General features: G+C 45.8%; 23 protein-coding genes. 11 read left to right on the top strand and 12 right to left on the bottom strand.

From position 1 onward, the window contains the following. Positions 1-125 precede the first annotated feature (125 nt). From GCU39_RS25010 to GCU39_RS25000, 3 genes are all read left to right on the top strand, one after another. Complete coding sequence (locus GCU39_RS25010; protein WP_152395943.1) at positions 126-593, top strand: pentapeptide repeat-containing protein; 468 nt, start codon at positions 126-128, stop codon at positions 591-593. A 56-nt stretch (positions 594-649) separates the two neighbouring features. Continuing rightward, complete coding sequence (locus GCU39_RS25005) at positions 650-1,177, top strand: hypothetical protein (RefSeq protein WP_227793326.1); 528 nt, start codon at positions 650-652, stop codon at positions 1,175-1,177. A 136-nt stretch (positions 1,178-1,313) separates the two neighbouring features. Beyond that, positions 1,314-2,519: a COG4705 family protein gene (locus tag GCU39_RS25000; protein ID WP_152395941.1), complete on the top strand. Its 1,206-nt coding sequence runs from the start codon at positions 1,314-1,316 to the stop codon at positions 2,517-2,519. A 24-nt stretch (positions 2,520-2,543) separates the two neighbouring features. On the opposite strand, the gene GCU39_RS24995 is transcribed toward GCU39_RS25000, so the two are convergent. Further along, complete coding sequence (locus GCU39_RS24995; protein WP_152395940.1) at positions 2,544-3,449, bottom strand: DMT family transporter; 906 nt, start codon at positions 3,447-3,449, stop codon at positions 2,544-2,546. Between the two features lie 178 nt (positions 3,450-3,627). On the opposite strand from GCU39_RS24995, the gene GCU39_RS24990 reads away from it, so the two are divergent. Next, on the top strand, positions 3,628-4,059 hold the full coding sequence (locus tag GCU39_RS24990) for a VOC family protein (protein ID WP_152395939.1): 432 nt from the start codon (positions 3,628-3,630) through the stop codon (positions 4,057-4,059). On the opposite strand, the gene GCU39_RS24985 is transcribed toward GCU39_RS24990, so the two are convergent. After that, positions 4,052-4,519, bottom strand: coding sequence for a GNAT family N-acetyltransferase (locus GCU39_RS24985; RefSeq protein ID WP_152395938.1), 468 nt, complete (start codon positions 4,517-4,519; stop codon positions 4,052-4,054). The two genes, GCU39_RS24990 and GCU39_RS24985, sit on opposite strands and share 8 nt — an antisense overlap. 147 nt (positions 4,520-4,666) lie before the next feature. Here GCU39_RS24985 and GCU39_RS24980 point away from each other — a divergent pair, with 147 nt between their 5' ends. Next, positions 4,667-5,755, top strand: coding sequence for a low temperature requirement protein A (locus GCU39_RS24980; protein WP_152395937.1), 1,089 nt, complete (start codon positions 4,667-4,669; stop codon positions 5,753-5,755). A gap of 13 nt (positions 5,756-5,768) precedes the next feature. On the opposite strand, the gene GCU39_RS24975 is transcribed toward GCU39_RS24980, so the two are convergent. Next, positions 5,769-6,962, bottom strand: coding sequence for an MFS transporter (locus GCU39_RS24975; protein WP_152395936.1), 1,194 nt, complete (start codon positions 6,960-6,962; stop codon positions 5,769-5,771). Between the two features lie 274 nt (positions 6,963-7,236). Here GCU39_RS24975 and GCU39_RS24970 point away from each other — a divergent pair, with 274 nt between their 5' ends. The 3 genes from GCU39_RS24970 (at position 7,237) to GCU39_RS24960 (ending at position 10,272) form a co-directional block, all read left to right on the top strand. Beyond that, complete coding sequence (locus GCU39_RS24970; RefSeq protein WP_152395935.1) at positions 7,237-7,842, top strand: TetR/AcrR family transcriptional regulator; 606 nt, start codon at positions 7,237-7,239, stop codon at positions 7,840-7,842. 12 nt (positions 7,843-7,854) lie between these two features. After that, the gene (locus GCU39_RS24965) at positions 7,855-8,598 is read left to right on the top strand and encodes a GntR family transcriptional regulator (protein WP_152395934.1); all 744 of its coding nucleotides are present in this window, start codon (positions 7,855-7,857) and stop codon (positions 8,596-8,598) included. Between the two features lie 285 nt (positions 8,599-8,883). After that, positions 8,884-10,272 carry an MFS transporter gene (locus GCU39_RS24960; protein WP_152395933.1) on the top strand — a complete coding sequence of 463 codons (1,389 nt, stop codon included), beginning with the start codon at positions 8,884-8,886 and terminating at the stop codon, positions 10,270-10,272. 518 nt (positions 10,273-10,790) lie between these two features. Here the strand turns inward: GCU39_RS24960 and GCU39_RS32085 are convergent. The 4 genes from GCU39_RS32085 to GCU39_RS24940 form a co-directional block, all read right to left on the bottom strand. Beyond that, the gene (locus GCU39_RS32085; RefSeq protein WP_227793325.1) at positions 10,791-11,213 is read right to left on the bottom strand and encodes a hypothetical protein; all 423 of its coding nucleotides are present in this window, start codon (positions 11,211-11,213) and stop codon (positions 10,791-10,793) included. A 138-nt stretch (positions 11,214-11,351) separates the two neighbouring features. Further along, positions 11,352-12,173, bottom strand: a complete 822-nt coding sequence (locus tag GCU39_RS24950; RefSeq protein WP_152395931.1) for a TIGR02452 family protein — start codon at positions 12,171-12,173, stop codon at positions 11,352-11,354. Between the two features lies 1 nt (position 12,174). Next, positions 12,175-12,732 (bottom strand): riboflavin biosynthesis intermediates N-glycosidase, encoded by a 558-nt coding sequence (locus tag GCU39_RS24945; protein WP_152395930.1) that lies wholly within the window; start codon positions 12,730-12,732, stop codon positions 12,175-12,177. Continuing rightward, entirely contained in the window at positions 12,729-13,622 is an 894-nt protein-coding gene (locus GCU39_RS24940; RefSeq protein ID WP_152395929.1) for an NUDIX hydrolase, read from the bottom strand. The genes GCU39_RS24945 and GCU39_RS24940 overlap by 4 nt, the downstream gene beginning before the upstream one ends. Positions 13,623-13,813: 191 nt before the next feature. On the opposite strand from GCU39_RS24940, the gene GCU39_RS24935 reads away from it, so the two are divergent. Continuing rightward, a complete protein-coding gene (locus tag GCU39_RS24935; RefSeq protein ID WP_152395928.1) occupies positions 13,814-14,443 on the top strand; it encodes a sterol desaturase family protein in 630 nt (209 codons plus the stop codon). Between the two features lie 289 nt (positions 14,444-14,732). Then, the gene (locus GCU39_RS24930) at positions 14,733-16,118 is read left to right on the top strand and encodes an SMI1/KNR4 family protein (protein ID WP_152395927.1); all 1,386 of its coding nucleotides are present in this window, start codon (positions 14,733-14,735) and stop codon (positions 16,116-16,118) included. A gap of 120 nt (positions 16,119-16,238) precedes the next feature. On the opposite strand, the gene GCU39_RS24925 is transcribed toward GCU39_RS24930, so the two are convergent. The 5 genes from GCU39_RS24925 to GCU39_RS24905 form a co-directional block, all read right to left on the bottom strand. After that, the gene (locus GCU39_RS24925) at positions 16,239-17,630 is read right to left on the bottom strand and encodes an amino acid permease (RefSeq protein WP_152395926.1); all 1,392 of its coding nucleotides are present in this window, start codon (positions 17,628-17,630) and stop codon (positions 16,239-16,241) included. Positions 17,631-17,848: 218 nt separating this feature from the next. After that, positions 17,849-18,700: a GNAT family N-acetyltransferase gene (locus GCU39_RS24920; RefSeq protein WP_152397421.1), complete on the bottom strand. Its 852-nt coding sequence runs from the start codon at positions 18,698-18,700 to the stop codon at positions 17,849-17,851. A 154-nt stretch (positions 18,701-18,854) separates the two neighbouring features. Further along, the gene (gene lgt / locus GCU39_RS24915) at positions 18,855-19,643 is read right to left on the bottom strand and encodes a prolipoprotein diacylglyceryl transferase (protein WP_152395925.1); all 789 of its coding nucleotides are present in this window, start codon (positions 19,641-19,643) and stop codon (positions 18,855-18,857) included. A gap of 59 nt (positions 19,644-19,702) precedes the next feature. Then, positions 19,703-20,503 carry a M56 family metallopeptidase gene (locus GCU39_RS24910; RefSeq protein ID WP_152395924.1) on the bottom strand — a complete coding sequence of 267 codons (801 nt, stop codon included), beginning with the start codon at positions 20,501-20,503 and terminating at the stop codon, positions 19,703-19,705. Next, positions 20,500-20,931 (bottom strand): BlaI/MecI/CopY family transcriptional regulator, encoded by a 432-nt coding sequence (locus tag GCU39_RS24905; protein WP_152395923.1) that lies wholly within the window; start codon positions 20,929-20,931, stop codon positions 20,500-20,502. Before GCU39_RS24905 ends, GCU39_RS24910 begins: the two co-directional genes overlap by 4 nt. Before the next feature lie 231 nt (positions 20,932-21,162). Between GCU39_RS24905 and GCU39_RS24900 the strand changes: the two genes are divergently transcribed. Then, entirely contained in the window at positions 21,163-22,167 is a 1,005-nt protein-coding gene (locus GCU39_RS24900) for a response regulator transcription factor (RefSeq protein ID WP_152395922.1), read from the top strand. The last annotated feature ends 126 nt before the right edge of the window (positions 22,168-22,293 follow it).

Raw genomic sequence — 22,293 nt, 5'->3', positions numbered from 1 at the left:
ATATAACATGAAAAGCCCTCCCTAAGGATATTCAGGAGGGCCTTCTTATTTTTCTTGTTGACCTTGAAGTAACTTCTAGGTATATGATATTTTCAAGTAAAATATTGGGAAGGGAGAATGTGAAAATGACAATGACAAATGAAAAGATGGAAATTCACATGGCGGATATCTCCGGTTCGGTCTTTAAGGATGTAAGAGCTGAAGAGCTTCAATTCGATAATGTAAGTCTCGCCAAGACGCAGATCAACAACGCCAACATGAGCGGAATAGCCATCAATGACGTGAATGGCGCCAAATCTAACATTACGAATGCGAATCTGTCCCAGATCACGATCCAGCATGCGAATCTCAGTCATGCCGTTATCGACCATGTTCATCTATTCGGAACCGAATTTAGCCATGTTGTCCTCCCGCAAGAATGTGATGGGAACTACAACCCGGAAGGCAATTATAAACCGATTTCCTTCCAACAATGCGATCTCACGAAAACACAGTTCAATCAATGCAATCTATCCAACGTCGAGCTTACCGATTGCGATATTAGGGGATTGAAGATTAACGGCGTGCTGATCGAAGAATTGCTTCGGAAGTAAAGAACAAGCGCTTGTGCAATGAGGAGGAGAGGGGAATGGACATACATACCCTAACAATGGATAAGATACCCTGGCAGCGGTTAACAACAGCCTATGGAAGAGGAACGGACATCCCACGACTTATCGCAACGAAGCAATACGAAGAATTAGCTAATCTGATCGAACATCAAGGCACCTTGTGGCAGACGACGCCGTGGGTCATGCTCCTGCTCCTGCGGGAGCTGGCAGATCAGAAACCAGAGGATGTCTCGACGAAGGAAATAGAGCTGTACATGACCGTAGCGAATGCGATAACCGTGGAATATATGGATTCGCAAAAAACGGTTGCAACGATGAGCGAGCTTCTAAACGAAAAATACTTATGGCCTGAAGACGAGGAAGATGACGAGCTGCAGTGGGAGGAAGAAGAGCCTCCCGGCTACGAGTCGAAGGCCTTCCTCAGCTATTACTATTTCAGTTATGTGCTGTTGAAGGATGCCTCCCCTGTATTCACCGATATCATGAATGCTAATGACCAACATGCTCCTGCGATTCGGGAATTGCTGCAATGGCTGAATGAGAAGAACCCGGCAGATATCAAATGATAAGAAACCCATCCTAGAACAGGATGGGTTTTTTTGAGCAACTATTTCATATTCTTCTAATCAGATTTTAATCTAACTATATTACTGTAATTTAATAAGGTTGTGGGGGGCACTGCAAAGAAGGGAAAGGATGTGCATGAAAGTGAACCAAGACAAAATGAAATTTCTACTTAACAAGGTACCTGAAGTTACTATTTTCTTCTGGATTATTAAAGTGTTATGTACAACGGTCGGTGAGACATTTGCCGATTTCCTCAATTTCAGTCTTGGATATGGATTATCGCTCACGACAATGATCATGGGAATCGCGTTTTTCATTGTGTTGTATTTTCAATTCCGAGCAACGAAATATATTCCCGGCATTTATTGGCTAACGGTTGTGCTGATTAGCGTATTCGGGACACTCGTCACCGATAATCTGACAGACAATATCGGAATACCTCTCGAGACGAGTACAATCGTGTTCTCCGTGCTACTAGGACTAACTTTTCTTTGTTGGTATCTTAGCGAGAAAACACTCTCAATCCACTCGATTTACACGAGGAGAAGAGAAGTTTTCTATTGGCTTACCATTCTATTCACATTTGCACTTGGTACAGCCGTCGGGGATCTATTCTCCGAGCAACTCGGTCTTGGTTACCTTCTCACAGGAATAACTGTGATTATGATTATTACTTGCGTATTCTTGGCACGTAAATTTATGAAGCTTGATGGGATATTAACATTCTGGATTGCCTATATTCTTACGCGTCCACTCGGAGCATCACTCGGAGATTACCTATCTCAACCCATAAATAATGGCGCGTTAGGTTTGGGGACAACCATTACGAGTATCATTTTCCTTATCGCTATTCTGGCGATCATTATTTTCCTTGCGGTGACAGAATTTGATACAACGTCAAAACATATAACCGCAGAAACAAACCAAGCCATTGGAAGCAAGAAGCATGTTTTGATGCAGACTGTTGTGGTACTGTGCATTTTCTTCGTTGTTGGTATAGGCGGTTATGTCGGGTTAAACAATCATATCGCTTCGCAAACCGATGCTACACAAGCTACATTGGCCGGGCAATTAACGGATTTCGTTCAAATTGAGAGTGATATGTTAAACGATATAAACGCCAATGACTTTGCTATGGCAAAAAAAGACGCAGATAATTTAGAACATCAGTGGGATACTTCTGAGCCTAAGCTCCGGAAAATAGACGGTAACACATGGACTCAAATTGATGGAACCATTGATGTGGTATTAGCGGCAGTCCGTTCAGGAAGCCCTGATGACAGCAAGTGTAAATCTGCAGTTAATGACTCGCTTAGCAGCTTAAACAAAGCGAATAAATGAGAAAAAAACACGGGCGACTGGATTTCAGCTGACCGTGTTTTTTTGATTACTGGTTCCCGGACTTACCCGTTTCCTGCTGGATACGAATACGCCGCTCAGAATAAAGGCAAGCCCTGCGAATAAGCTCCAGTGAACGGGCTCGTTCAACAGCGTATATCCCCATAGGATGGCAGTAGCTGGAACGAGATAAGTCACCATCGTTGCGAATTCAGGACTTCCTCGTTGAACCATGAAATAAAATAAAATATAAGCAATGCCTGAGCCGAATATGCCCAATCCAATGAGCATCCCGATATTCGTTAACGAAGTCACCTTCGACAAGTCAACCGGTTCGGTTGAAAATGCCATTGTCCCGCTTCCGAGCATCGCGCAGAGCAGCGTGCCGAATGTCGTCTGATACATCGATACACCCTTAAGCCGCTTGGACAACTGAGAACCGAACGCATAGCATAACGTCGCAGCCAGCATACAGATAAATCCGATCAAGTCGACCGACACAATGGAATGCGGATTAATGTCTAGTAATATAATCAGCCCAACAAATGCCACGCCCATACCTATCCATTGCATCCGGTGCGTAGCCACCTTAAAGACCAGCGCCCCGACGACGATCGTCCATAGCGGCGTGGTGGCATTCAATATTGAGGCCATACTACTGGACAATCGAGTTTCGCTGAACCCGATAATTGCCCAAGGAACAGCCGTGTTAACAAGCGCCATGACGGCCATCGGGAACCACTGTATTTTACGTAACTCGAATGGTTTCTTACATACGAACATGATGATCGTAATGGTGATTAACCCAAAGCTTGATCTTAGGAAAGCAATCGTCCACGGACCGAAGTCGTGCAGCAGCTGCTTAATAAAGAAAAACGAACCTCCCCAAATCAGACTTAGCATCACTAATGCAGCGTAGAGTAATCGAGACACAATGATTCCTACTTTCTTATTTCTCCTGTTGTCTCTCTATGCTAGCATGAGAATCCTTCGATGACCATCGAATTACTTCATTTAAACTTCACAACACTGACAGGATGTCGTCAGTGATCGTTGCTCATAATGGTATTAAAGATACGATTATCGATCATATTCTAGGGAGGAATTAAGCATGAACAACAACCAAACATTACGAGGATTTGCAACGATCAGTTACTGGGCGGATGATGTGGAAGCGGCTAAGAAGTGGTATTCCGCTCTGCTAGGCATCGCGCCTTACTTCGAACGCTCAGGACCGGATGGACGCTTAGCTTATGCCGAGTTCCGCCTTGGAGACTACCAGCACGAATTGGGATTGATTGATCGTCGTTTTGCTCCTGCTGCTGCGACGTCCGGCCCCGGCGGTGCCATCATGTACTGGCATGTTGACGATATCGAGGGCACACTTCAGAAATTAAAAGACATGGGAGCTAAAGAGTACGAGCCGCTCATCCCTCGCGGGGATTCAGGATTTATTACGGCTTCCGTCGTCGATCCATTCGGTAACGTGCTCGGCATCATGTACAATCCTCATTATTTGGAAATCCTACAATCCTTTAAATGATCTTTTCCATAAGCACTGTATTCACCGCGAATCCATTTGGGTTGATCACCATTTCCTCCCTGTAAACCTGATAACCAACCGATTGGTACAATCGAATATTTTGTGGTGCCGACATCCTAACTCGGCACCATACTCTCGACTTACCCTGCTCTCCTGCATAATTTTCGAGCCATGAGAGCATACGCTTAGCAATCCCTCTCCCTCTAGCTTCAGGACTAACAGAAAGGCGGGAGAAGTACAGACCGCTTGCGTCTATTTTAAACCTTGCCGAACCTAACGGAACTTCCTCATTCATACATACTACAGCTTGCTCCGACCCATTTCTCAAGGCTTCCTCGACGGAACTTACTGTCTCATGAAGTGCACTGGAAGGAACATCAGCATTTCTATATTCCTCGAATGCAGCCATCATGGCTTGATGAACGTAATGAGCCTCTTCGACTCCTGCTAATCGAATCATCGCTAATCCCCCATACTATGGATAATGTTTGATTAAATTATAGACCACGATATTAAAATTGGTATAATAAAATAATCATTCAGATGAAGCAACGCCTTCATTTAGCTTACTTTAGAAAATATGCGTCAAAGGGGGATTCCAAAGGGTATGGCTGAAAAAAAGGTCACCTGGTTAGAGCTATTTTATGATATTCTTTTTGTCGCAGCGGTCTCCAAAGCAACGCATGTCTTATTGCATGCAGACAATGGGGTCATTCCCATTGAATATCTCGTTAAATTTGTTCTAATCTTTATCCCAATTTGGTGGGGGTGGGTCGGACAAACGCTCTTTATCAATCGATTCGGTCAAGATATCTTTATACATCGAATATTTATTATCCTTCAACTCTTCTTTGTATTGCTCATGACAGCAAGCTTATCCCCTAATTTCGATCAATACTATATCCCCTTCTTTGTAGGATATATAGGTTCGAGAGCACTGACTGCCATGCAATACCTGATGGTGCATAAATCCAAAGCGGCTCATCAACATTCGACCGCATCCTACTTGGGGACCTACTTTTTAATTGGGATATCGATATCTGCTTGTTCGCTTTTCTTTGACTCCTGGATTCGGTATGTCATTTTGTATATGGGAATTGCGGTAGATATTATACTTCCCCTAATCGGGCGAAGACACCTGGTGAAGACACCCATACACACCCCTCACTTATTTGAACGATTTGCCTTGTTTACGCTCATTCTTCTAGGTGAATCCGTAATCAGTATTCTGGCCGTACTGCAGTTCAGTCACTGGGATTTGCCATCGATTTTATTTGTCGCATTTACAAGTCTGCTAGTCATTGCAATATGGTGGCAGTACTTTGAAAATGTTGAGACCAAAGTGAGTAAGGAAATACAAACGGCGGGCCAGACGATTATTTATGGACACTTATTCATATACTTATCCTTGAGCATGATCGCCGCATCAATCCAATTGTTGTATCAACAAAAATTAGATTATCCATTCATGTTGATTTTTGTATTCGGGTCCGTACTTCTATACTTTCTATCGACATCTCTGGTGTTCCACCTATATAGACACAAACATCTACGCTTAAAGCCCTATCATTTGGCGATATTATTAGGAATATTGGGTTGCTGTATAATGTTTGACTTGATTTATCATGTACCTAATTATGCAATCATTGGAGAGATCACGGTGTTCTTTATCGCGTATGCGAAACTAACAACATAATAATGGCATAGAATTACTTCTTCTCTGTGGCAAAATAAAGCAAGGCAATGATCGGGAAAGCTATCCCAACCCATAACGCAGCACTCCATCCCCCCGTGGCGTATATCCACCCTCCAATTGCGGATCCGATCGCACCACCAAAGAAGAAAATAGCCATAAAAAGCCCATTCAGACGACTGCGAATTTCCGGACTCAACGTAAAGAGCGCACGTTGTCCGAGCACAAGATTTGCGGATACACCGGCGTCCAATAATATGGCTGCAACGACGAGAACAGCAATGCCGATGGGTGAACTACTACGGATCATAAGCGGTAACAGAACAGAAATGACGACCGTAGCGAGCGCAATCCCTGTCGCAGGCTTCGTCCAGCCGCGGTCGGCCAACCTCCCAGCTACAGGCGCAGCTACTGCGCCTGCAACGCCTACTAGCGCGAATAACGCAATGCCTTTCTGAGTAAAATGAAAAGCCTCGCTAGATAACAATAAAGGAACTGTTGTCCAGAATAAGCTAAACGTCGCAAACACACATGCATGATAAGCAGCCCGGCGGCGTAAGATCGGGGTTGTTCGCAGCAAGTGCCACATCGAACCAAGTAGAGCTGTATAGTGTGTGTCTGTCGAAGGCCTTCTTGTAGGCAGCACCTTCGACAGTACGATTGCCAAAATAAAAACGGCTGCAGCCGACAAAGCGAATACGGCATGCCATCCAAAGAAGTCAGCGACCAGGCTCGACAAAGGACGTGCTAGCATAATTCCAAGTAACAAGCCACTCATAATATTGCCGACAACACGGCCGCGTGAGGATTCGGATGCAAGATATGACGCAAAAGGCACAAGTACTTGTGCAGCGACCGACCCTATACCAATGACTAATGCAGCGCATAGGAACAGCACAGCTTGCTTCGACACAGCAGTGATGGCAAGGGCAACCGCTGTGAGAAGTAAAGATATGACAATTAGCCTTCGATTCTCAACAATATCTCCCATAGGTACGACAAATAGCAAGCCGACGACGTAACCAATCTGCGTTATCGTCACGATAAAGCCTGCACTGGTTGCTGACAGCCCAATTGAAGAGCTGATGACCCCGATCAAGGGCTGCGCATAGTAAAGATTAGCTACAATAATTCCGCATGCGGCAGCCAGCAGTATGGTTAACCATGTTGGGATATTTTTCTCGATTGTTTGTTTTTTTACAGCAGTCATTTTAGGCAACTCCTTATACTTATTATTTTTACAGTCAAGGGACTTCATTGATTACGGTAATGACAATTCCATGCGAATTTCACCTCGGGCTAACTCCTCCTTCTTCGCATTTTAAATACTGAACGTATAGTTTATAAATTCAATAACAAAATAATATACTGAACGTGTAGTTTTGTAAATAGGTGATTTCAACTTTATTTTTTATTCACAATTGGTATACTGAACGTATAGTTTGTTTTTATCTGTTATGTATTGACGAAAGGGGATAATTACGATGAATGGCAAAAGAGGCAGGCCTCGTAATGTAGAAGCGCAAAAGTCTATCCTTTCCGCATCTTATGAGTTATTGTTGGAAAATGGTTTTCAAGCCGTCACCGTTGATAAAATTGCCGATCGTGCCCAAGTTAGCAAAGCCACAATATATAAATGGTGGCCGAACAAGGCTGCTGTGGTCATGGATAGTTACCTGTATGCCGCCACGGCCAGACTGCCCGTGCCTGATACGGGTTCAGCATTTCAAGATATTCAAATTCACGCCACGAATTTAGCCCGGTTTTTGACGAGTCGGGAGGGGACCATCATTACGGAGTTATTAGGCGAAGGCCAGTTTGATTCAGGATTGGCGGAAGCCTATCGAGCACGATTTTTCCGTCCCCGCCGACTTGAGGCAAGAGGTCTGTTAGAGAAAGGAATTCAACGCGGGGAATTGAAAAAGAGTCTCGACATTGAAATATGCACGGATCTCATTTATGGGCCGATTTTCTACCGTTTGCTAGTGACTGGTGATCCATTGGACGAGCCCTATGTGCAACATTTGGTAGCATACGCATTCGAAGGAATCCACGTTACAATAGATTCAAGAAAAGAAGAACGATTATAGGGGCATAAGAAAATGATTAATAAACTTCATGAGCTCAATAAACAAAAAAAGCCATTATTCGTCATTGTGTATGACCAATTGTATAAATTAATCATGGATGGAGCATTTCCTCCCGACAGTCAGCTTCCTACAGAACCTGAATTGGCCAAAAAATTCGGTGTAAGCCGAATGACATTACGACATGCTCTAGCACTATTGCAGGAGGATGGCTTGGTTAAAAACATCCACGGAAAAGGGAATTTCATTACAAAATTCCATCATAATGATCATATGGATGGCCTGGAGAAGCTCGGGAATCCTCTCTATAAATGCTATACCGGAAACATAGATGATATCGAACTTAGTTTTCGAATCGACCTATTAACGGATTATGCCATGCAAGTATTGAATCAACAGACGACTGCCGTTGTTGCGTTGGAACGATGGTATAAAAGCAACGACAAGATCGTAGCTTTTGCTTTTACGATGATGCCAATCGAAGCGGTCTCCGAGTTAAATCTTGACTTACAAAACGAGGGACAGGTATTAGAGATGTTGGAAACGAAAATATATGAACTCGCCAATTCCTCAACCATTGAAATTAAACGTTCGAATTCCGTCAATACGCCGTCGTCGCTAAAATACCAACTTTCTAACGAAGAGGAATGTGATTTGATCCTAGAAAGCGTATATATCAGCGATAAATACCCTGTTGTCTACAACAAATACTATATCCCTGTGGCACACAGTCAAATTAAGATCAAAGCATCTAAATAACAAATAAATAATTCTATAAACTGGTAGCGATGTATTCTTATGAATATATCGCTTTTTTGTAACAAAAAAGACAAATTCCAAAAAAAGATGGGTTGTCTGCAAGATAAAGCTGTGTTAACATTCTCTTTGTTAAATCTAATACAAGTTTTTAGACAACTATACAATGTTGTATAGAATTATGCATGATCATGAAATCGTAACCAAAAGATAATACTATTTTGGGGTATTCATGGAAGCGCTACCTTTTAACATCATGAGGAAACAACAAAGGAGAAGAATATCGCTATGTCTACCATAACTGCAGATGTGAGCATGAAGAAAAATCAAGAGTATAATGTTAAGAAAGCAGTACCGATAACCTTGCTGTTATTTCTATTATGTCTGATCATTGACAACTCGTTTAAGATTATTTCTGTCGATATGGCAAAGGATTTCCAAATTTCGGCGACTACCGTTAGCTGGCAAGCTACCTTGGCTGGCCTTGTGATTGGAATCGGAGCGGTGGTTTACGCAGCTTTGGCGGATTCCGTTAGTATCAGAAAACTTTTTATCGCGGGGATCATATTAATATGTGCTGGTTCCGTCATGGGATACTTGTTCCAACATTCGTTTATACTCGTTGTGATCTCACGAATCATTCAGACGGCAGGCTTGGCATCAGCCGAAACACTCTATGTTATCTTTGTAACCAAACATTTACCTGCAAATGAACAAAAGAAATTTTTAGGATTGAGTACCAGCAGCTTTGCGCTTTCGCAGCTTATAGGTACATTGACTGGAGGTTACGTTTCTACGTACTTCCATTGGACAACACTGTTTTTACTTTCTTTAGTAACCCTGCTTACCCTTCCTTTTGTTTTGAAATATCTCCCTAAGGAAGAAGCGAAAAAAAGTAATGTAGATGTATTGGGATTATTTCTCGTGGGAACTATTTCAGCGGCCCTACTCCTGTACATTACTGATTTCAATTGGGTGTACCTTCTCTTGTTTGTTGCTGCAATAACATTGTTCCTTATTTATATCAAGAAGAACTCCAAAGCATTTATTGGCATATCATTCTTTAAAAATAATCAGTTTATCTCCTTGCTCGGCGTTGCTTTTGTCATTTACTCTGTGCAGTTAGCGTACATTTTCCTGTTTCCATTCTTACTTGAAAAGATATATGGTCTGAAGCTCGATACCATTTCACTACTCATGATACCAGGCTTTATAGGAGCTACGATCGTCGGGGCACTTTCTGGTAAAATTGCGAAGTTTCTGGGGAGCAAGCAATGTATTACAATTGCCATGTCCAGTATTGTAGTCAGCCTACTGTTAGGCGCATTCTTTATACAATCCTCTGTTGTTGTATTCGTGATTTCCATGGTGCTATTCTCTAGTTCATTTGCATTCATGTATGCACCATTAATTGATTCTTGTATTCGTACGATTGAAAAAGAAAAAACAGGAACAGCGGTCGGATTTTATAATTTGACACTGAATGTCGCGATGTCAATCGGAATTGCCTATACAGCAGCCATGATGGACCGTTCCGCACTGCGAAATAACTTCCTAGGGATGACAAGCACTTCGGATGCTTCCATGTTCAGTAATATCCTATTCATTCTCGTACTCATTACCCTCCTCAGTTTATCTCTGTACTGGGTATTGGTGGGGCGAAAAGCGGCAAAATAGATTATGTTTTTACTCATCATTAGAACCCTAAAACCAAAAGTTTAGGGTTCTTTTTTGATTATAAGAATTAACCTGCTTAGACTATATGATTTGGATTACTTGTAAATAAGCAGTCGTATAAGAGCTTGCTGCTGCGGTAACCGGCGCAATTTGAACTAAGTCTCCTGTAGTTAATTGTAGGAGTGCGGAGGAATGTTGCGTGATCGTATGATTTACAGATTGGCCGTTTTGTGTAAATTGTAATGATACTCTACTAGGATATTGTGTTTGGGCAGAAACGCTGCCATTTATGAAAACCCTTAAATCAACAAGCGATTGGCTGTTCTGACTTGAAGATTGTACAGTAGACACTGCGAATTGCACATGATATATCCCTGTTCTTTGCACTTGCAAGCCATTCGTCGCCATCGTCACATCGTTTAGAACAAGTGGATTAAATACATCCAGTTGAACTGGCGTGTTCACAACGTACGTAACATTAGCAGTATTATTCCGTACGACATATCCATAAGCTGGAGTTATTGTCGGTCCTGGAGGACCTTGTGGTCCGGGTGGACCTTGCTCTCCAGTTTGTCCATCCTGTCCATTTTGCCCAGGAGGTCCGGGTGGCCCCGGCGGCCCTTGCTCTCCAGTCTGTCCATCCTGTCCATTTTGCCCCGGAGGTCCGGGTGGCCCCGGCGGCCCTTGCTCTCCAGTCTGCCCATCCTGTCCATTTTGCCCTGGAGGTCCGGGTGGCCCCGGCGGCCCTTGCTCTCCAGTCTGTCCATCCTGTCCATTTTGCCCCGGAGGTCCGGGTGGTCCGGGTGGCCCCGGGGGTCCCGGAGGGCCGGGTTTACAACGCGATTCTTCACATTCTTCAAGACTTTCTTTGCAATCCTTATATTTCTTTTTATAGTATCGATACAACTTCTTATAATATTCTTCATCTTTACTAGACACATCAATCCCTCCTTTCAACAACTATATGCCAATATAGTATTGAATGGTTGGACACTCAACTTGCTTATAATTAAAAAAGCGCTAGCCTAGTAGCTCAGACCAGAGGCTGAACAGGATTCACGTCATAACCCTCCGTTGCGTCACTTCAGCTTCTCAAATGCACGAATGCATTTACCATCCTTCGACGAATCTAATACCGCGAACTTGATTTCCGAGAAGAACGATCGATAGCCTTCGTTATCCAGTAGATCCTGCCACCAGCTGGCTATCTTCAAAGGATCGTTCCGGAACACCCCGCAGCCGTACGCCCCCAAAATGAGATGTTTATCTTGCTTGCATGCGAATATCGCCAAAGCCAACCGCATACGGTCTTTCATCACACGTTCCGCTTGCTGAGGATCCTCCCCTTTAAGCAATACCTGGCCATAATTCACCGCAGGCAACGTCAAAACAGAGGCCGTAATCGGCTGTTTCATGAGGTTAAACCGCTCATCGCGGAAAAAGACCACATCCGGAGAGTAAATCGCATGGTCGGTATACATCATGGATCGGTAAGCACGATTAGCCGTATAATAGCCTTCGTTGCGCAGCAGCGTTCCGTATAATCCACTGGATGCCGCCAAGCTCTCTTCCTGTGCCATCGCTCCGTTCAGAAATCCGCCTCCCGGATTTTTCGCACTGGCAAAGTTCAGCACGCCGATCCGTTCTTTCCCCGCTTCCGCAAAATTCATGATCGCCTTCACGGTCGCCTCGTTCGAGACGGCGTATGTAGCTGATTGTTCTAGTGGAGACAACCCCTGACAGTCTCTTACCATCGCGGCTCCTTGCTCGGGTGTGATCAGATGACTGCTCACCTCAGCATGTTTCTGCGCTGCGGCAAAATCTATTCGATGTCCATCGTATTCATAGTATCCTTGCTGCTGGATCTGCAAGGTTTCTTGTGCAATTTCCTTTCGATTCAATTCATTCCCCTTCTTTCAATAACTCGTCTCGCGCTTCGGTCAGCGCAAAACCTAGTAAATTTCTCCCCCGCCATTTCATTGGATTCTCTGCATCCGGGTTGGATTGTCCCATGCCGATACCCCAAATGCGATCCCGTGGACTAGCCTCCACGAGAATGCGGTTTTTCGTCGCTTTCAAATAATCTCCCAGCTGCGGATTCTGAGAGAATTTGGCCAAGCTTCCTCGCTTGACGATCCCATAGCATTCGCTCTCCCAGACATCCTTATCGAAGTTTCTCACTGCACGTCCGAAAGCTTTCATCTCCTTAGGATGCTTGGCCTGCATGATGGCACCAAGCATTTCATCATCCCCGAATAACCGTGCCTTCTCCGCCATCATGTACTGTTCAGCACAGGAGTAAGTCGACCCCTCTACAACGAATGGGCTCATCCACCACTGGCTGAAGCAGCTCTTATCCACGCTTCCATCGCGCGGCGGCGTATGGCCCCAGAAGAACAAAAACTTGAACGATTTCCCTTTAAGGTGCGCGTTGCGCAAATTTTGAATGTCGTATATCATCGGATTTCCTCCAGACTTTTTCGATACAATCGGGATGGACGGTGGCCCGCATTTTCGGTGTAGTGGTCCGTTTCCATGACAAGATCGGCTACTTTGCGTCGGAATGCAGCTTTTAGCAGCTCTTTATCCAGAATCACCTCGTAAACCTGCTGCAGTTCGGTCAAGGTAAACAGCTTAGGCATCAAGTGAAGCGCAATATCGGTATAGTTCACCTTGCCGCGCAGGCGCTCGATCGAATAGGCAATAATTTTCGCGTGATCGAAAGCCAGCCCCTCATTGGATAGGATCGCGTAAGACGTCGCGGTTGAAGATTCCGTCACCGTCACTGTACGCTCCACTACCGCCGCTAACTCCTCATGTTCGGAACTCAGTTTAAGCTCGTACTGCAGCGACTTCACGTATCCGCCCTCAACCAACTCTTTATGCTCCCTCAACAGCTTATAGGAAACCTTGAACCATGCGGCGTTATCGGCGTCATCCCCTGCCTTCAGCTTCACTTGTTCGCTATTGATCAACGACATATAACAGCAGCTCATAACCCATGTCCGGGGATCTCGCCCGACTTCACTGAACGTATAGAGCTGCTCCAAATAAATGTTATCCACGCCGGTCTCCTCCCGCAGCTCCCTTGCTGCGGCCTGTTCGGTCGTCTCGCTCGGCCGGACAAATCCACCCGGCAGCGCCCATTTGCCCAAGAAGGGATGACCTCCTCGACGAATGAGCAGGACCCTTAGCTCCTTCTCCGGAAGCTTGCGGTAATTGTCCTCGTCGGTTTGCGTAACGGTGAAGACGACGATGTCCGCCGCTACCGAAGGGCGCTCATAATCCCCTGCCTGATACTGTTCCATAAATTCGCGTTCCGTTAGTCCGTCGCGATCTAATAAATCCACGATTGTTCCCACCCGTTCATATCTTAGTATTTATTTGATAATAACATTTTGATACTAACAAAAATAACAGAAAATAACTTCAGAATCAAGTAATTTATTCCTGCATACGCATAGAATAGCGTGACAAAGAGGCCATTGCACCAGCAATACGAAAATGTTGCCCCGTAATTATGATTAGGAGGCGTTTTTGAATGAGGGATTATGTAAAAGAGTTTTTCTTCTTCCCCGACATAGGCATCATGTGCGGAATCTCCGTGGTTAGTCTTGGCTTCCTCACCCCGAGCCTGACCTCTATCGGCCCATGGATTGCTTTCGTCATAGGCATGGCCGCTTATGCCGCTGCCGAGTATTTCACACACCGTTTCCTTTTTCACATAAAAACGCCGAAGAACCCCTTCTTTTTAAATCTAATTAAGCGCTTACACTATGATCATCACGTACAACCGAATGACCTGCATTTATTGTTTCTGCCTTTGTGGTACTCTCTGCCGAACATCGCCATTGCGGGAACGATTGCCTACTTTATCACTACCAGCCTCGTCATTACAAATGCGTTTATCGCTGGCGTGATCCTGTTCCTATTATTCTATGAGTGGAAGCATTATATCGCCCACCGCCCGATTACCCCGGTCTCCCGATGGGGTCGCTGGATGAAGAAAACTCATTTATGGCATCACTATAAAAATGAAAATTACTGGTACGGTGTCACTAATCCGGTTTTTGATCTTGTACTAGGAACGTTTGAGGACCACAAAAAGGTGAAGCTTAGCCAGACGGCCCGTAACCTTGAACAACGCGATCATAAAAAGCTAGATTTGTAATGGTTCTCTCCCGTAATAGGATGCAAGCTGGCGTTGGTACTCTACCGGCATCAGCTTGTTTCATTTACAGCTCCCCTTCAAGAAATTTGATGAGGCATAGTTCCCCGAGATCGTTCGCTTATTCATGTACACAGCCATTTATTGATGTTACAATTTTTAAAGGTAGAAGATACCAAGCGTTATATGCTGCAGCTCCGGGGTCAAAGCCTGCTCGAATTTGCTGGCGATGCACCAATTTCCCCCGCAATGAGCTCTATTTTATAGAAAAATAATAGTTTTGGAGGTTGCAATGGACCAAGCGCTTATCGAACAATTGAACCAATGGCATGAAGAAGACGAACAGCAGCAAATTGTGGACTTGTTGTTAGCTATTCCTGAAAAGGAACGGGACTATGAGACAGTCAGCCGACTAGCCAGAGCCTATAACAACTTGGGGCTATATGAAGAAGCGCTCAACGAATTTAAAAAAATATCCGACGCAGGTCAACAAGATCCGCTATGGTATTATCGGGTAGGTTATTCTCTTTATCATTTAAAAAGATATGAAGAGGCGGCACAGGCATTCCGTACCTCAGACAAGCTAGAAGCCGGTGATCAGGATACGGAATTATGGTTAAAGTGGAGCTTGCAAAAAGCGGAGAAGCAACAAAGGCAAGAGCGTCGGATGGCGGCTAAAAGGGCAGCGGCCATAGAGTCTCGTGGATCGGGAGCAGAGGAAATTCCTTTTTCGAACTTTTCGCTTGTCGACTTTTGGGACGACAGCGAGTATGCGAGGAACTCCTATCTATCTGAGCCACCCACGGATGAACTCATCGCCTCAATCGAGGAAGAGCTAGGTTATAAACTCCCTTCCTCATACATTGCTCTGATGAAGCAGCAGAATGGCGGAATTCCGAAGAATACCTGCTTTAGAGCGGAGGAACCGACCTCCTGGGCTGAAGATCATATTGCCATTACGGGCATTCTGGGCATTGGCCGGGAGAAAAGCTATTCGATCGGCGGGGATCTCGGCAGTCGGTTTATGATTGAGGAATGGGGATATCCCGACATTGGCGTAGTGATCTGCGATTGTCCTTCAGCAGGTCATGACGTCGTGATGTTAGACTATCGGGCATGTGGAAGAGATGGTGAACCCGAAGTGATTCACGTCGATCAGGAGGACGATTATGAAATTACTTACCTAGCAGATAATTTCGAAGCGTTTATTAGAGGCCTAGTGAGTGAAGAAGAATTCGATACCTCCGAGGAAGACAAGGAAGCAGATCTTTACAAAGTATCCCACGGAAAATTTTCTCCCTTGCTGGGGGAGCTTTGCACTCGAGTATCGGAAGTGGAACAGATCGAACAGAAAATCCGCAGCATCTGTACACGGATTGTCGAAGAAAAAGGCCATTTTTCTTTTCATGCGGATGAATTATCGTATCTGATGTATGATGTGCAGTTTTGGCTGTACACAAAGTCATACCCGGATACCAGTCGTGAACAATACTTGGCTATCTATGAGAAAATGATCGCCTTCGGCGGAGAATTCGGTCAAGGCGGCTATGCCCCAGGATGGATAACCGAATGGCTGGACCGCCGCATGCATGAAGGACGAATCGTACAGGAAAATGGACGCCTTCGGTTTACGGATCAATTCGCAGCGGAAGTGATTAAGCAGCTGCGAGAAGCCTAAAAGGCCAACCTAGATCATAAAAACAATCTGAAACGACAGGTTAGATCATAAAAACATCCCATTCCCCTTTAGGCGGAGAATGGGATGTTTTTTGATTTCATCAAATGGATGTTCGCCAGTTTATTTGTTCGAAGGTTCATTATTGGTTTGATCACTTATTGGAACCGCCCTGCTAACCCCAAAAGCGAAATAGCTAATCACAACAATACCTAAGAAAATAATGCCGGAAATTAGGGAAATGCGCGTCTCATCGTTCAACCACATCCCGACCAGTACCATAAGTAAAAAGGCAATGGTCACATAGTTGGTCACTGGAGCGAGAGGCATTTTGAACGGATGATGATCCAGTTCAGCCCCTTTAATTTTTCTGAATCGAATTTGACTGATTAGAATAACAAACCACGGTACCATACCGGGAAGTACGCTGGCGCTGTACACATGCACGAATAGATTCTCCGGTGCAATGTAGCTTAAAATCACGCCAATGCCCAATCCTACGAGTACGCCGATCGTTCCCAGCAAGGGCACACCGTTACCCGACAATTTCGTAAATATTTTCGGTGCCTGTCCGTTAACCCCTAATGTATACAGCATGCGTCCCGCGCTATAAATCCCACTATTACAACCTGACATGGCTGAGGTGATAACGACAAAGTTGATGATCCCCGCCGCTGCCGTAATGCCGATCTTCGCGAACGTTGCGACGAACGGGCTGCCAATGGCTTGTAATTGATTCCAAGGGTAGACGGTCACAATCACAAAAATCGCGCCAATATAGAAGATCAAAATCCGCCAAATAATCCCTTGCGTCGCTCTCGTTAACGTTTTTTGCGGGTTTTTGGCCTCACCTGCTGTAATCCCGATCAGCTCGACACCTTGATAAGCTCCAATCACCAGCGAGAGAGCAAAGAAAAAACCCGACCAGCCACCGGCAAAAAAGCCTCCATGCGCCCACAAGTTAGAGAATCCGATCGCATTCCCGCCGTTGCCAAGTCCGAAGAAAATCAGACCAAACCCCGCAACAATCATCAATATGATGGTTACGATTTTAATCATTGCAAACCAAAACTCAAATTCACCAAATGACTTCACAGAGATTAGGTTGGCAGCACCGAGAATCACCATGGCGATGATCCCTGGGATCCAAGCAGGCAAATCCGGAAACCAGTACTTCATATATGTCCCAACGGCAATGATCTCCGCCATCCCGACCACAACCCATTGGAACCAGTTACTCCAAGCCGTCATGTACCCTGCCAGAGGATGAATGTACTTATGCCCGAAGGTCGCAAAGGACCCCGTACTCGGTTCTACGTACTGCATTTCCCCCATTGCGCGCATGATGAAAAATATAAAGATCCCCACAATGGCATACGCAAGCATCACCGATGGACCAGTCCATTTGATTGTACTTGCAGAGCCCATAAATAACCCAACACCGATTGTGCCGCCCAAAGCAATCATCTGAATATGACGCGCTTCGAGACCCCTCTTTAATTCCTTGTTTTCCATTGCAGTTTCCCCCTTCTGCTACTCTCTTAGCTGTAAATCTGGACAAGCTGCAACATCACAATGACGAAGTAGACGCCAGTCTTGAATTGTAAGCGCTATCTAAAGTCATCATGAACTTTCTACGTTACTTCTGACGATATTGTATTATCTTTTTCTGATGAAAACAATTCTATTCATTTTGGTAAATTGTGCAATCATCTATTGCAGTGTCGGTAAACTCACAGCGTTTTTCGCACCAATTGATTCACATACTTTTCCTTAAAGCCAAGGCTGTTATACAGATGTCTAGCATCATTCCCGACAACACACCAAAGGTCGACGGCTTTGTAGCCGCGCTGATAGATCTCGTTGCATAAATACATCATAAACTTTCTTCCGATCCCAAGCCCCTGATAGTCTGTACGTACGGAAATACTACTAATTTCATTACCATAAAGGTTGCTGTAAGCGACAATTTCTCCGTTCATTTCATAGACAAAACGGTTTTTCGCCCCCTCTTGCCATGCCCTTCGTCCTGTTTCGCTAGGCTGTTCAATCACAGAATCAGGAAAGCACCCCACACGGACACGCATTTCATGAAAAGCTGTGGCATATAGCGAATGCGTAGGAAGATAGTCGTCATCCGTATACTGCCTTATCGGAAGAAGCTCTGCCAGGGGGAAGGCGTCGCCGGTTCGCTGCATATAAGCCGATGAGAAATACTTGTCATACCCAAGTTTTTGCGCAAATGCAAAAGATGATTGATGGCCGGCACGAAAGGAACTTCTGACGTTTTGGGTCCCGCCCGCCAGCAATTTATTTTCAGCATACTTTACTACTGCAGAGCCGATTCCTTGCCTTCGATACTGTGGAGCGACGAACACCGTTACATAGGACTGTGGAGCAGGCTCGTTCACTTGGGCCAGCGCAACAAGCTGGTCCTCAATAAACGCAGTAATGAACAATTTCGGTTCTTGATCAAGCACCCGAAGGATGTCTTCACTCGCATCGGCATCATAGCTTAATAATTTTCTAGCGGCATGATCATCTTTTTCACTGAATTGTTCGTACCTGATATCTGATATGTTCATCAATCTTTGAGTCCTCCTTTTTTCTTGAGGTGTTGTAGATTTTTTCTGTTAATCGCCTGTGATTATTGCATAGAACAATGGGTATTTCAACCACATCAAGCATAAAGATCCACAGTTTGCAGTGTTTTAAGGAAGTCGATTCTATTCATCTCATTCATGAGGCCATATCGCGAGAGATGCCTCGTCGCTCGCGTATGTACAGGACACCCATCACGCACATGCTGATCGCGATCACGCTGAAGCTGGTCCACTGGCCGGCTGTCCAATGCAGTGCATACCGCGGAGAATCGCCTCGCAGCCATTCCAAGTTGAACCGTCCGAACGAATACATGATATTGTAGGCCAAGAACAGCATGCCGGCCGGCCATTTGCGATTCCTTGCCAAGAGCAGCAAGACGAAGATGATCAGATCCCACTGACTCTCGAAGAGTTCCGCCGGCCATAACGGCTGGGAACCGTAAGCGGCATACGCATCTGTTCCTTCGCGATAGACCATGCCGAACCCGAGTCCCGTTGGCGCACCGAAAGCATCTCCATTCAAGAAGCAGGCAATTCGCCCGATCGACTGTCCCAAGACGATCGCCGGAGCCAGTAGATCAGCCAGTCCCCAGAAGGATAAGCCATACTTCCTTGCATAGACGTACATGGCTGCGAAGCCGCCAATCAATGCGCCTTGAATCGATATGCCGCCTTGCCAGATCAAGGGGATTTCCAACAAATGCTTCGAATAATACCCCCACTGGAAAAAGAACACATGCCAGATGCGAGCACATACAACCGCTCCAACGAGCAAATAGGGTACTATATTCGTGATATGCGGCCGATACGAAGTACCGGCAGCGAGGTAATGCGCCATCCCCAACGCCAACAGTGCTGCCAGCGCCGTCACGACGCCATGCGTATACAGCGCGAAATCGCCAATTTGAAATAAGATTACGCTCAATCTCTTATCCTCCCTTTCATACTACAATATGTAGTATAATCAACCAAAAAAACAGGGGCTTATGAGTCCCCGCCAATCATCAATAAAAATAGCAGCGAAAAGGAAACCAGCAAAGGTCTAAGCCATGCCAGCTTCACCTTCACAATTTTGTTCGGTTCGAGCACTTGCGCAATGCGATAATCCATCGTCGCTGTCGCAAAATGAACGGCAGCTGCATGCTGGCGCACAGCCCCGAGCTTCGACAGCTTCAGCAGCACATGGGCTAGCGGCACCTCCGTGCCCATACGCTGCATCGCGAAGCGGTCGGCCAGAAGCTCCATCCAAGTATGATAATAGTGGAAAATGGGGCGCATGATCGGTAAATACCCGAATCCCTCCGTAAGCAGCTTCATCAGGAACAACTTCACGTTATCGCGATTGCGGCAGTGATGCCATTCATGCAGTATGATCGCCTTCACCTCATCGTCGTTGAACAGGTCAAAAACGGAAGACGAGAGGACGATGGTTGGCCTCCGCATGCCGATGGTTAGCGCAATAAAGGCACGGTCCTTCACAACCAAGATTTCCGTACCTAAGCTGCGATATTTGTACGCAAAACGTCTTGTTAATTTCACATGCTGGATAGAGCGAAAATGCTTACGCCATGTCCATGACCCATACGACTGGGCAACGATTCGCCAGATCATTCGGACCAGCGTGTATCCGACGATCATTGCGACAATGCCGGCGTGGATCATCGGACCTTGCGTCGCATCGCCGCGCATGGCGTCGGCAAGATATATGACAGCCTGTGCGCTGAGCAATACGATGAAGACGACCATCAGCGCGCAGACCCATCTTAACTTGACTGGCGAGTTCATGGCTTCTTCCTCTGTTTCAGTTCGCTTAATTTGTGCTCGAGCTTCGCGATCAGCTCTTGATCCACGTCTTCAAGCGCATTGATCATATGGCTTACAACGAGTCCTCCATATTCCTGAATAAGCCCCTCTGACACCGCCCTCATCTGTTCGGAGAGGAACGCTTCCCTCGTCTGGACCGTGCTAAACCGCGCGGCCTGCGTTCTCCCGCTGCCAACCAGCACCTTCGAGAGATGTCCCTTCTCCAGAAGCCGATTCATGACCGTCGTTACCGCGTTAACCGAGATCGCGCTCTCCTGGTTAAGGATCGACTGCACTTCCTTGATGCTCATTCCCTCAGAAGACCAGAGAAGGTCCATAATCTTCGCTTCCAGCGGCCCGAAAAAACGATTCAGCCCCTCTTCGCCCACGTTCATCTTTTTGATCTTCATGCCATCCCATCCTTTTATACTACGCATTGTAGTATGGTTGTGCGGCAACTGTCAATAGAAGGATCTGCGCCGCACGCTACCCACCAAAAAATTCAAGTTATAGGCACAACCATCCAGCTATCCCTTTTTAAAGATTTTGCAAAGGTGCTTACTTCCCGCAACCGATCAGCCGAAGAAACGTTAAATACGAACAAACGGACTCCAACGCGGAGGAGAGGGAGGGTAACAGCGATGCTTCATGTCCATATTGTGGATCCTCATGCGGATAAACGTGCGGCAATCAAAAAGATGGTGCAAGAGATGGGGCATATCGTCGTCGGGGAGGCTTGTAACCGGGAAGGAGCTTTGCAATTGATGGAACAGGGCTGGCCTACGCTTCTCCTCACTGATCTTATGCCGCCTTGGCGCGAAGGACTGAACTTGGTGAGCCATGTACACGAACAGCGAATTCCCGTCGTCACGATCATGCTAAGCGACAGCATGCGCTTTGAAGATGTCCGGCAGGCTATGCAAGCAGGCGCCATCGATTATTTGCTCAAGCCGGTGAAGGGCGAAGAGCTGAGGCGAGCGCTACGGCGGGCGGAAGAGCGTGTGGTCTATTACCATGGCGCGCATCGTGAGTTCGTGCAGGCGCAGCAGTTCTTCGATCGGCTCGAGCTCCTTCAGCCGGGTGAGTTCATCCAGAAGCACGCCGAGTTGATCCGAAATATACAGAGCTTCGAGGAGTGCCAGGCGGGAGAGCGGTTGGGCTTGTTACGCCTGTTATATGCCAAATGGCATTACGTTCTCAAGCAACGCGGTCTTGAATACAATGAGCCTTTCACATGGCAGGGAGAAGGGGAGGCTATCGCCTATTTTCAGAGGCTGGGGGAGTTCTGGATCACTCTATCATCCTCGACAGCCGATAGCAGCGTGAAGCTGAATGTGAGACGGGCCTGCGACTATATCCAGGAGAACTACCAGAGCGACCATACGCTGGTAGAGATTAGCGGGCGATTCGGCATGAGCGTATCTTATTTCAGCGTACAGATCAAGAAATATACGGGCTATTCTTTCATCAATTATTTGAACCGCGTCCGAATTGAGAAGGCCAAGGAACTGCTGATTCAACCCCATCTGAAAATTTACGAAGTGGCCGGCGAGGTGGGATTTGACACGCTGCAATACTTCAATCGCGTATTCAAGCAGCATGTACATATGACGCCGGGGGAATACCGCAGAAGTCTAGGAATTTGAGACCTAGGTTTAAAGATTTGGTTAAGAAGAAAATTGGTTCAGAAACAAAAAGATCGATTCATTACTTTTCAAACCTTGCATATTATACTAGGACACGTCATTTAGACGACTAGAATCTAGCAAGGA

The sequence above is a fragment of the Paenibacillus guangzhouensis genome, from assembly GCF_009363075.1.
Taxonomy (GTDB): Bacteria; Bacillota; Bacilli; order Paenibacillales; family Paenibacillaceae; genus Paenibacillus_K; species Paenibacillus_K guangzhouensis.
Note: the sequence above shows the minus strand (reverse complement) of the source record. Positions and strands in the feature narration are given on the sequence as shown.